A 10,294-nucleotide genomic window follows, 5' to 3' on the forward strand; every position below is an offset into this window, starting at 1 on the left:
CGGGGGCAGCAGCCATGGCGGCGGCGGCAGACACCGGTAAAGCCATATGGCTTCACAGCATCGTGCAGAGCATGCACGGTGCTGTTTTTTTCATAAACAGCAGTTTTTCGGGAAGAATCACAATATAAAAGAGTTGACGATTGTCCGTCATTTTCTCCAAAAATGAAGAAATCGTGCCGGATGCCTTTACAAATGCGCGAGAATGTTGTATAATGATAAAGTTAATATGGTGAATTATGGGGTGGTCTGCATGCAGGCTCCCATCCGAGAATTGAGAGGTGCCTTATGAAATATAGAGTGACATGGCGCAGAGTTGTCAGCATGCTGCTGTGCGGCGTTATGCTGGCAGGCGGCGTGACCGGCTGCGGCAAGAAGGAAGCAAGCCTGTCCGAGGAAAAGATCATCAACTACGATATGCCCGCAGAGGGGGAAAAGATCGTCGAGCTGAACATCAAGGACTACGGCACGGTGAAGATCCGGCTGTTTGCGGAGGAATGCCCCAAGGCGGTGGAAAACTTCCTGGGTCTTGTGGAGCAGAAGTATTACGATGAGCTGATCTTCCACCGGGTGGTGAAGGATTTCGTGATCCAGGGAGGCGATCCCAAGGGCAACGGCACCGGGGGCGAATCCATGTGGGGCACCGGCTTCAAGCAGGAGATCTCCAGCAAGCTGTGCCACTTTGAAGGGGCGCTTGCCTATGCGGTGGCATCCGACAAGCTGAACAACAGCCAGTTCTATATCGTCACCGGGACTACGGTGACGGAGCAGACCTTTGAGCAACTGAAGGCATACGGCAAGACCTATTCCGACCAGGTGAAGCAGATGTACTATGAGCATGGGGGTCAGCCCTATCTGGACGGGGACTACACCGTGTTCGGTCAGGTCATCGAGGGGCTGGATATCTGCAAGAAGATCAACGATGTGGCGGTGGATTCCAAGAGCAAGCCCAAGGAGCAGGTAACCATCGAGAGCATGAAGGTAACGGAATACCACGCCCAGTAACCGGATAACCCGGCAGAGGCAGGGTATACTGAAATAGAAACAGAACAAAAGAGATTCAGCAGGCAGAAAAAAAGAGTGCCGGCAGCAAAGCGGTTTTCGCCGCCGGGGACAACCGACGGGGAAAAAATAAGGAGAGAAAAGGTTTGGATAAATTTATCATCAAGGGCGGACGCAAGCTGATGGGAGAAGTGGAAATCAGCGGTGCCAAGAATGCGGCGGTTGCGATCCTTCCGGCGGTGATCCTGGCGGACGAGCCATGCGTCATCGAAAATGTACCCAATATCAGTGATGTTTCCATTAGTCTGCGGATCCTGTACGAGATGGGGGCGCAGGTGGATATGCTCAACGAGACCACCTACCGGATCGATCCCAGAGGGATCCTGAACTGCTGCGTACCATACGAAAGCGCACGGCAGATGCGTGCCTCCTACTACTTCCTGGGGGCGTTGCTGGGCAAGTACCACCGGGCACGGGTGTCCATGCCGGGGGGATGTCCCCTGGGGGATCGTCCCATTGACCAGCATCTGAAGGCATTCACCGCACTGGGTGCCAAGTGTACCATTGACCACGGCATGGTGGATGTGACCGCAGACCGGCTCCGGGGCAGTCAGATCTATCTGGATGTGGTGTCCGTGGGGGCAACCATGAACGCCATTCTGGCGGCTGTCCGGGCAGAGGGGCTGACAGTGATCGAGAACGCCGCCAAGGAGCCTCACATTGTGGATCTTGCCAATTTTCTCAATTCCATGGGTGCGGATATTATGGGCGCCGGCACGGATGTCATCAAGATCCGGGGCGTGGGGTATCTCCACAGCACCACCTATGCGGTGATCCCGGATCAGATCGAGGCAGGCACCTTTATGATCGCTGCCGCAGCCACCAAGGGGGATGTGCTCGTCAAGAACGTGACCCCCAAGCATCTGGAGCCGATTACCAACAAGCTGGAGAAGATCGGGGTCAACATTGAGGAATTTGATGACAGCGTCCGGGTATGGGTGGACGGGCCCTTGGTGAAAACCAGCATCCAGACCATGCCCCATCCGGGCTTCCCCACGGATATGCAGCCCCAGATCACCACCCTGCTGTGCCTGGCAGAGGGCACCAGCATCGTGAAGGAGGGGGTCTGGGAGCAGCGGTTCCGGTATGTGGACGAGCTGCGGCGCATGGGTGCGGATATCTCCGTGGACGGCAAGGTGGCAGTTATCGAGGGCACCGGCAAGCTGATGGGCGCACCGGTGAAGGCATGCGACCTGAGAGCCGGAGCGGCACTGATTATCGCCGGGCTGGCGGCAACCGGCGTTACGGAGATCGAGGACATTTACCACATAGAGCGGGGCTACGCCTGCATGGAGCAGAAGCTGCAAAAGCTGGGCGCAGACATTGTGAAAAAGAGCTTTCCGGGGGTATCGGTCAAGAAGGCCATGTAACCGGGAGAAGGGGCAAAAAGCGAGGGGCTTTCTGCCTCTTTGTTTTGAGAGGATGTGTACATATGGCAAGGATCTACCCCCTGTTCAGCTCCAGCAAGGGCAACGCCAGCTTTGTTGGCTCTCCCCATGGGGGCGTGCTGATCGATGCAGGGGTATCCTGCAAGCGGCTGATGCAGGCGTTGGGGGACTGCGGCATTCCGGAGAGTGCTATCCGGGGGATCTTCATCACCCACGACCATTCCGACCATATCAAGGGGCTGCGGATGGTGACCAAGCGACTGAAGGTGCCGGTGTATGCCCAGGCGCAGACCCTGGAAAAGCTCATTGCCGGGGAGCATCTGGCACCGGGCTGTCCGGCACAGGTGATGGAGGGGGCGGTGACCGCCGGGGATGCGGAGCTGACCGCCTTTGACATCCCCCACGACACGGTGCAGAGCTGCGGCTATCGGATTCGTACCGGAGACGGGCGTACCTGTGCCGTGTGTACGGATCTGGGGCATGTGACCCCCACGGTGCATCAGGCGCTGCTGGGCTGTGATCTGGTGCTGCTGGAGGCAAACTACGACCCCCGGATGCTGGCAAACGGGCCCTATCCCGGCTATCTCAAGCAGCGGATCGCTTCGGAGCGGGGGCATCTGTCCAACCCGGACAGCGGTGCGCTGGCGGCGGCACTGGTGGCGGCAGGCACCACCCGGCTGATTCTGGGGCATCTGAGCCAGGAGAACAACACCCCGGCACTGGCGGAGCAGACCGTGGAGCAGGCGCTGGGGCAGTTCCGCCGGAACGGGGACTACCTGCTGGAGGTGGCGCCGGTGGAAACCACAGGAAGAATGGTGGTGTTCTGAGATGATGCAGGTACGGCTGGTGACAGTGGGCAAGCTGAAGGAGCAGTACCTGCGGGAGGCTTGTGCAGAGTATGCAAAGCGGATCGGCAGGTTTGCAAAATTGCAGATTCTGGAACTGGAGGAGGCACGGCTGCCGGAGAATCCGGGGGAGAAGGAGATCGCCCAGGCTCTGGAGGCGGAGGCGAGTGCCATTGAGAAGGCATGCGCCGGATATGTGATCGCCCTGTGCATTGAGGGGAAGCAGCAGAAAAGCCAGGCGTTTGCAGGGCTGCTGACCCGGCTGGGGATACAGGGGCAGGGCACGGTGACCCTGGTGATCGGCAGCTCCTTCGGGCTGGCGGAGCGGATCAAGCGGCGGGCGGATCTGCGGCTGTCCATGTCGGAGATGACCTTCCCCCATCAACTGGCACGGGTGATGCTGTTGGAGCAGCTGTACCGGGCGTTTCAGATTCAGGCAGGGGGGAAATATCATAAGTAAACGGGACGATGGAGATCGTCCCGTTTTTGTTTGGGGTTACGCTTTGCCGGTTTACCTTTCTGAGCGACCATTCGTTTGTGTGCGTTTCCTTATGCTCTGCGTGCATGGGTCACGCAGTACCGTTCTACCAACCTCTTGGGGAGACAACCCAGGGGAAGGGGGGCAGCCCGGCTGCCAATCCCCCTTCCCCTTCCGGGTTTTCTCCCCCAGTCCCCCGCTTTCCTCCTTCCTCTTCCCCCTTTGGCATGCACCTCTAAGCTACACGTTTTCACGATGTTACACAGAACAGTGCAGAACCAGTCTGACGGCTGAAATCGTGAAAACCATCAGAGAACATTCGTTCTCCACAAGAGAGGGGAGAGTTGTGGAAAAGAGAGTACGGTTGTCGCTCGCACAACGGTAGATGGGTCATGCGTGACCCATTCGGTTAAGTGAATAGAATCATACACATCTCCCCAAGACGACGGTAAACCTGTACTGCGTAAGCGGAGCACGCAGACCATCTGAAAACGCAAAAAAGAAAACGGTCACCAAAAGCAAAACAGCAAAGCATGTGCTTAGCACGCAGAGTATCAAAAACAACGCAAAGGGAAATGGTCACACGCTAAGGCTGATACCGCTTCATAAACCGCCAGGTGGCGTAATTATACTGCCGGAAGGGATCCTGCGCATCCTTTTCCCACCGGCGTGTCAGATGAATCTCGTAGACGGAGGGACTCATTTCCTCCAGCTGCTGCCGGTAATCCGGATACAACAGATAGGCATCGTCGGACAGATCCGAAAAATCCGAAATGTGCAGCTGGGGCAGCTTTCCAGCTTTGTATGCGTTCAGATTGTAGGCTGCGATCCAGGCGTCCGGCAGGGAGAATGCCAGCAGACCCAGCATCAGGGTGCCCGTCACCAGCACGCCCCGTGCCAGATGGAACCGGGGGCGGAACTGCCGGAGCAGCAGCATCAGGAACACCAGTGCCAGAAACAGCATGAACCAGGCAGTATACACCCGCTTGGGGGTCAGACCCATTTCCGAGATGTACAGGCACATTTTGCTTTCCGATGTGGCGATTAGCAGCAAGGTGATGACGCACAGGATGCCGCTGTAGATCCGCAGGGGGAGGGGTCGTGCGTCCCCCTGTCGGCGGCATGCGAGGAACAGCAGGGCGATCAGCAGAAAATTCAGCACCGACAGAAAGCACAGCTCGAAAAAGCCGCTGCGGGCATAGCTGGCATAGCTGAACCCCTTCGGCAGGGTGCCGGCAAAGCCGGAAAACAGGTAGCTTGCCTGTAAGCCGATGTACACCGCATACACAAAGCATACCGGGGTCATGATGGCGTACAGGAGCATGCCCGGCGCAATCCGCATGCCCTCCAAGATCCGGGTGCAGTCGGACTGCCGCAGCGAACGTATGTTCCGCCGGGTGGCGTTGTTGTACAGGCTGTTGTACAGGAACATGCCGATGGGAAGCCCCAGCAGGAGCTGCACCAGGTAGATCATCAGGTTCCGGTACCAGTCCGCCCGGATCCAGTCGGTGAGGACGCCCATGTTCTGATCCACAGACAGCAGCATTGCATACACCAGCAGGGAGAGAGGCAGTCCCAGCAGCAGTCCGCCCAGCACATACAGGGCGTTCCGGCTCAGCTTCCGCTTTTGCAGGCATTGCCGGATGGCGGGGAACATGAGATTGTTCTGTCCGGGGTAATCCAGCAGCGCCTTGTACAGCGCCAGGGGCAGGCACCGGGGCAGAGCAGCCTCGCCGGATGCCACATGGTAAAAGAAGAAGGGGATGCCTGCCAGCTCATACAGTGCGCACAGCCCGGTCATCGTCTTGTTGTCGCTGATGCAGAAAAGCAAGGGGAACAGGTACAGCACCGCCGCCATGCACCGGTGGCTCCAGGTGAAGCGGATCCGGGGGGTGCGCTTGAGAAACAGGATGCCCAGGGTCAGCACGCCCCAGCACACCAGGGTGGCAGGCAGTCCCAGGGCGTGGAGGATCATGTACCGGAGAACGCCGAAGCCTGCAAGGGGACAGCAGAACGCCAGGAGCTTCTGACTACGGGTGAAATGCGCCGGGATCCGGGGCAGGCCTGCGTTTACGAACGTTTGTTCGCCAGATTGGGCAGCGGGATCCGGGGTGGCTGCAGCATCCGGTGCCGGGGCTTCGTCCGGTTTTGGATCCGGAACAGGTTCTGGGATCCGGAGATCGGGATTCTGCTCAGTCATGTGTATCCTCCTCCTCTGGAATGTACTCTAAGATGTCGCTGGGCTGGCAATCCAGTGCCTTGCAGATCCGGGCAAGGGTGGAAAACCGCATCGCCTTGGCTTTGTTGTTTTTGAGAATGGACAGATTGGCAGGGGTCAGATCGATCTGCTCCGCCAGCTGACTGGAGGAGATCTTCCGCTTTGCCATCATCACGTCCAGATTTACCACAATGGGCATGGGGATCCCTCCTTAAATGGTGTAGTCGGCTTCGTCCTGGAGCGCCACCGCCCGGGCGAACACGTTTTTCAGCACCCGGAGGATCAGTCCGAAGAATGCGGCGGCGAATGCCACCAGCAGTCCCAGGGAGCGGAACCAGGCAAGCACCAGGAATACCAGTGCCACCCCGAAGCAGCACCAGGAGATGAGCCGCAGACAGGTCACGTTCTGCGCCACGAAGATCCGGTTCCGGTTCAGATTGTGCAGCAGCCGTGCCAGGGACAGCAGGGCGGTCAGCCCCAGTCCGGCGGACAGGTACAGGCAGATGCACAGGGGCAGGAAGATGGGGGGCGCCAGGGACACATCGTCGTACCACTTTGCCATGACGGGTATGAAGAACATAAGGAATGTCACCACCCCCAGAGCCACCCAGTTGAGGATGGTGGTGAGCCGCAGGGATGCGGTCGGGGTCCATTTCATACAATCACCGTTCCTTTCGGGAATCTTTCCCTTTCGTTGAGAACAGTATAACACGGGAATTATCATTTGTCAATAGAAAATTATCGAATATCGATAATTTTTTTCTGTTTCTCGAAAAAGCATCCGGAAGGGGCGGCACAAAAAAGCTCCGCATGAAATCCATGCGGAGCGGAATGCTATATGCAATGCGTCAGATCTGTGCAGAATAGTTGGGGGCTTCCTTGGTGATATAAATATCGTGGGGGTGGCTCTCCTTCAGACCAGCGCCGGTGATCCGGACAAACTTTGCCTTTTCGTGGAGGGTGGGGATGTCCTTGCAGCCGCAGTAGCCCATGCCGGAGCGGATGCCGCCGCATAGCTGGAAGATGGTGTCAGCCACCACGCCCTTGTAGGGTACACGACCCTCGACCCCTTCGGGAACCAGCTTCTTTGCGCCCTCCTGGAAGTAGCGATCCTTGGAGCCGCACTCCATGGCGCCCAGACTGCCCATGCCACGGTATACCTTGAACTGTCTGCCCTGGAAGATTTCCGTTGCGCCGGGTGCTTCCTCGCAGCCTGCCAGCAGACTGCCCAGCATAACCACATTTGCGCCGGCAGCCAGTGCCTTGACGATGTCGCCGGAGTACTTGATGCCGCCGTCAGCGATAACGGGAATGCCGTACTTTTCAGCCACGCATGCGACATCGTACACAGCGGTGATCTGGGGCACGCCGATGCCTGCAACCACACGGGTGGTGCAGATGGAGCCGGGGCCGATGCCAACCTTGAGGGCGTCTGCGCCAGCCTGGATAAGCGCCTCCGCAGCTTCCGCAGTGGCGATATTGCCGGCGATGACCGGAGTATCCGGGAAGGCTTCCTTTACCATCTTCACGCAGCGCATGATGTTGGCACTGTGACCGTGGGCGGAATCCAGCACCAGCACGTCCACCTGGGCGTCGATCAGCGCCTTGGCACGATCCAGAATGTCAGCGGTCACGCCGATGGCAGCGCCGCACAGCAGTCTGCCCCGTTCGTCCCTTGCGGAGTTGGGGTACTGGACGGATTTTTCAATGTCCTTGATGGTAATCAGACCCTTCAGGTAGCCGTCCTGATCCACCAGGGGCAGCTTTTCGATCTTGTGGGCACGGAGAATCTCCTGTGCCTCCTGCAGGGTGGTGCCTACCGGGGCGGTCACCAGGTTGTCCTTGGTCATCACGTCGGCAATCCGGGTGTTGAAATCGGTCATGAATCGCATATCCCGGTTGGTGATGATGCCCACCAGCTTGCCCTCGTTGTCCACGATGGGCACACCGGAGATCTTGTACTTGCCCATCAGCTCGTCCGCATCGTACACAAAGTGATTCTCGGTCAGGGAGAAGGGGTTGACGATTACGCCGTTTTCACTGCGCTTGACCTTGTCCACCTCGTCCGCCTGCTTTTCGATGCTCATGTTCTTGTGGATGATGCCGATACCGCCCTCTCTGGCAATGGCGATTGCCATTTTGGACTCGGTAACGGTGTCCATGGCAGAGGTCATAATGGGGGTCTTGAGCTTGACCTTGCCTGCCAGGGTGGTGCCCAGCTGGATCATGTTGGGGGTCACATCGGACTCGCCGGGGATCAGCAGCACATCGTCAAAGGTCAGTCCCTCTTTTGAAAATTTGTTCGCATCTGACAGCATTGCATTTCCTCCTTTTTAAGAATAGAAGGTGAGCCGCAGAATGCGGCTCGTCCCACGGGGTCATGCAGCAGCATCACCCTGCGGCAACACTGCACAATCTTTGTGCGGTGTTGCCCTGAATTTATTTTGTTTCTATCATACTATTTTTTCGACAAAAAGTCAAGGGCAATCCCGCATTGGGAAACGGAAAGGTTTTTTTCGTCAGATTGCATAGAAAGCATGTAGAAATATATGTGTATTTCAAGGGTTTTTTCGGAAAATCAGAGGACATCCTCAGAGAGGTTGTTTGCCGAAGGGGGAAAAGAAAGCGGACGGCATCGCTTGTGCCGTCCGCCCTGGGTCATGCCTCAGTCTTGTCTGCGCTTTTGTCAGCATCCTCTGCCGGTGCATCCTCCGCAGGGGCTTCCGTAGCCTCGCCGGTTTCAGCATCGTCCACGTCCACTGCCGGCATTTCTGCGTCGTTCAGATCCTCTACCGGGCAGTCTCCGTCCAGTTCGCAGTTGCAGCAATCGCAGTCGTCTTCCAGATCTCCTGCATCGTAATCGCAGCAGCAGCCATGTTTTTTCCTGGAGAGCACATACGCTGCCCCTGCGGCAACCGCCGCCGATGCTGCGAGCAGTGCAAAGATTGTTCTCTTTTTCATCGTTTGCTCCAAAGCTGTACTTCGTGAAGTCAGCTGCCACTTTTGACGGAGCGTGGCGCACCGGATTTTTCGGACGGTCGTCCTGTGATGTTAGTATAGCACAATCCACACAAAAATTCAAGCGGTTTTTGCGGAAATTTTATAGGCATCTGCCGGAATTTGTCTGATTTTTTTGAATCAGATCAGAAAGCCCCCGTTGACCCCCAGCACCTGCCCGGTGATGAAGGCGGCTTGCTCCGAGGCAAGGAATGCCGCCGCCTGTGCCACCTCCTCCGGGGTGCCGAGCCTGCCCAGGGGAGTCTCCTCCGCCAGGGCTTGCAGTTCCTCCGGGGATAAATGGCCGTTCATGTCTGTGGCGATGACTCCGGGGGAGATGCAGTTGACCCGGACGCCGGAGGGGCCTGCCTCCTTGGCAAGGGCACGGGTCAGCCCGATCAGCGCCGCTTTGGATGCGGAATAGTCCGCCTCGCAGGAGGCACCGGTCTGCCCCCACATGGAGGCGATGTTCAGGATGCAGCCACCGTGGCGCTGCAAAAGCAGGGGCAGCAGCCGCCGGGTCAGATCCGCCGCACCCAGGTAATTGACCCCGTAGAGCCGGGCGGCACGTTCCGGGGACAGGCACTGGAACAGCTCCGTTTCCGATACGGCAGCGTTGTTCACCAGCAGCTCCAGCCCNNNNCAGCAGCTCCAGCCCGCCGGCGGCGGAAATCTGCTCTGCCAGGGCGGCATTGCATGCGGGATCGGATACGTCCGACCGGATGGGCACGGCACCGGTGCGGGCGGCAAGCTGCTGTGCGGCGGCTTCGCTTTGACAATAGGTGAACCAGACCCGGCGTCCCTGGGCGGCAAAGATCCGGACGCATGCGGCGCCGATGCCCCGGGATCCTCCGGTGATGAGCGTGACAGGTTTCATACAAGGCTCCTTTCAGCCGCTTGCAAAACCGGCGGCAATGTGATACAATGGGAGACAACAAAGTGGGAGGGATGGATATGACACAGGAAAAAATGGATCGGATCAGCGCACTGTACCGGAAATCCAAGGCGGAGGGTCTGACCGAGGCGGAAAAGCAGGAGCAGGCGGCACTGCGGCAGGAATACCGGGACAGCGTCCGGAAAAGCCTTGCCGGACAGCTGGAGCATACTTATATCATTGACGAAACCGGCAAGCACAAGGCTGAGGAATATTTTGAGGAGAAAAAGGCGGAGGCGAAGAAGCATCAGCCCTGAGGGAGGCGGAATACCCCGGGGAGCAGCTCTCCCAGAGGGTGGATCCCGTCGCTGAGGAGCACGGGGAAATCGGCACCACAAAATTCCGCAAGATTCTGCCGACAGCCGCCGCAGGGGG

11 protein-coding genes and 1 pseudogene are annotated in these 10,294 nt (G+C 58.0%); 5 read left to right on the plus strand and 7 right to left on the minus strand.

The features are described from left to right. The first annotated feature begins 285 nt into the window (after nucleotides 1–285). The 4 genes from QVO51_RS09215 (at nucleotide 286) to rlmH (ending at nucleotide 3,752) form a co-directional block, all read left to right on the plus strand. Nucleotides 286–1,002 carry a peptidylprolyl isomerase gene (locus QVO51_RS09215; RefSeq protein WP_022358169.1) on the plus strand — a complete coding sequence of 239 codons (717 nt, stop codon included), beginning with the start codon at nucleotides 286–288 and terminating at the stop codon, nucleotides 1,000–1,002. Between the two features lie 143 nt (nucleotides 1,003–1,145). After that, a complete protein-coding gene (locus tag QVO51_RS09220) occupies nucleotides 1,146–2,429 on the plus strand; it encodes a UDP-N-acetylglucosamine 1-carboxyvinyltransferase (RefSeq protein WP_022358170.1) in 1,284 nt (427 codons plus the stop codon). A 62-nt stretch (nucleotides 2,430–2,491) separates the two neighbouring features. Then, nucleotides 2,492–3,274, plus strand: a complete 783-nt coding sequence (locus tag QVO51_RS09225; protein WP_015557374.1) for an MBL fold metallo-hydrolase — start codon at nucleotides 2,492–2,494, stop codon at nucleotides 3,272–3,274. Between the two features lies 1 nt (nucleotide 3,275). Further along, on the plus strand, nucleotides 3,276–3,752 hold the full coding sequence (gene rlmH / locus QVO51_RS09230; RefSeq protein WP_022358171.1) for a 23S rRNA (pseudouridine(1915)-N(3))-methyltransferase RlmH: 477 nt from the start codon (nucleotides 3,276–3,278) through the stop codon (nucleotides 3,750–3,752). 604 nt (nucleotides 3,753–4,356) lie between these two features. Here rlmH and QVO51_RS09235 read toward each other — a convergent pair. The 7 genes and pseudogenes from QVO51_RS09235 to QVO51_RS09265 all read right to left on the minus strand — a co-directional run. Then, the gene (locus tag QVO51_RS09235; RefSeq protein WP_022358172.1) at nucleotides 4,357–5,970 is read right to left on the minus strand and encodes a DUF4153 domain-containing protein; all 1,614 of its coding nucleotides are present in this window, start codon (nucleotides 5,968–5,970) and stop codon (nucleotides 4,357–4,359) included. Next, a complete protein-coding gene (locus QVO51_RS09240; protein ID WP_015557371.1) occupies nucleotides 5,963–6,187 on the minus strand; it encodes a helix-turn-helix domain-containing protein in 225 nt (74 codons plus the stop codon). Before QVO51_RS09240 ends, QVO51_RS09235 begins: the two co-directional genes overlap by 8 nt. Before the next feature lie 12 nt (nucleotides 6,188–6,199). Further along, nucleotides 6,200–6,646 carry a DUF2975 domain-containing protein gene (locus tag QVO51_RS09245; RefSeq protein WP_015557370.1) on the minus strand — a complete coding sequence of 149 codons (447 nt, stop codon included), beginning with the start codon at nucleotides 6,644–6,646 and terminating at the stop codon, nucleotides 6,200–6,202. Nucleotides 6,647–6,836: 190 nt separating this feature from the next. Next, nucleotides 6,837–8,306, minus strand: a complete 1,470-nt coding sequence (gene guaB / locus QVO51_RS09250) for an IMP dehydrogenase (RefSeq protein ID WP_015557369.1) — start codon at nucleotides 8,304–8,306, stop codon at nucleotides 6,837–6,839. Between the two features lie 340 nt (nucleotides 8,307–8,646). Beyond that, a complete protein-coding gene (locus tag QVO51_RS09255; protein WP_022358173.1) occupies nucleotides 8,647–8,949 on the minus strand; it encodes a hypothetical protein in 303 nt (100 codons plus the stop codon). Between the two features lie 177 nt (nucleotides 8,950–9,126). Beyond that, on the minus strand, nucleotides 9,127–9,609 hold the full coding sequence (locus QVO51_RS09260) for an SDR family oxidoreductase (RefSeq protein WP_022358174.1): 483 nt from the start codon (nucleotides 9,607–9,609) through the stop codon (nucleotides 9,127–9,129). Nucleotides 9,610–9,685: 76 nt separating this feature from the next. Beyond that, nucleotides 9,686–9,862: pseudogene (locus QVO51_RS09265) on the minus strand (SDR family NAD(P)-dependent oxidoreductase); the annotation flags it as partial. A gap of 77 nt (nucleotides 9,863–9,939) precedes the next feature. Here QVO51_RS09265 and QVO51_RS09270 point away from each other — a divergent pair. Continuing rightward, nucleotides 9,940–10,176, plus strand: coding sequence for a DUF896 domain-containing protein (locus tag QVO51_RS09270; protein WP_022358175.1), 237 nt, complete (start codon nucleotides 9,940–9,942; stop codon nucleotides 10,174–10,176). The last annotated feature ends 118 nt before the right edge of the window (nucleotides 10,177–10,294 follow it).

This window comes from Ruminococcus sp. CAG:379, assembly GCF_000434255.1.
GTDB classification, from domain to species: Bacteria; Bacillota; Clostridia; order Oscillospirales; family Ruminococcaceae; genus Ruminococcus_F; species Ruminococcus_F champanellensis.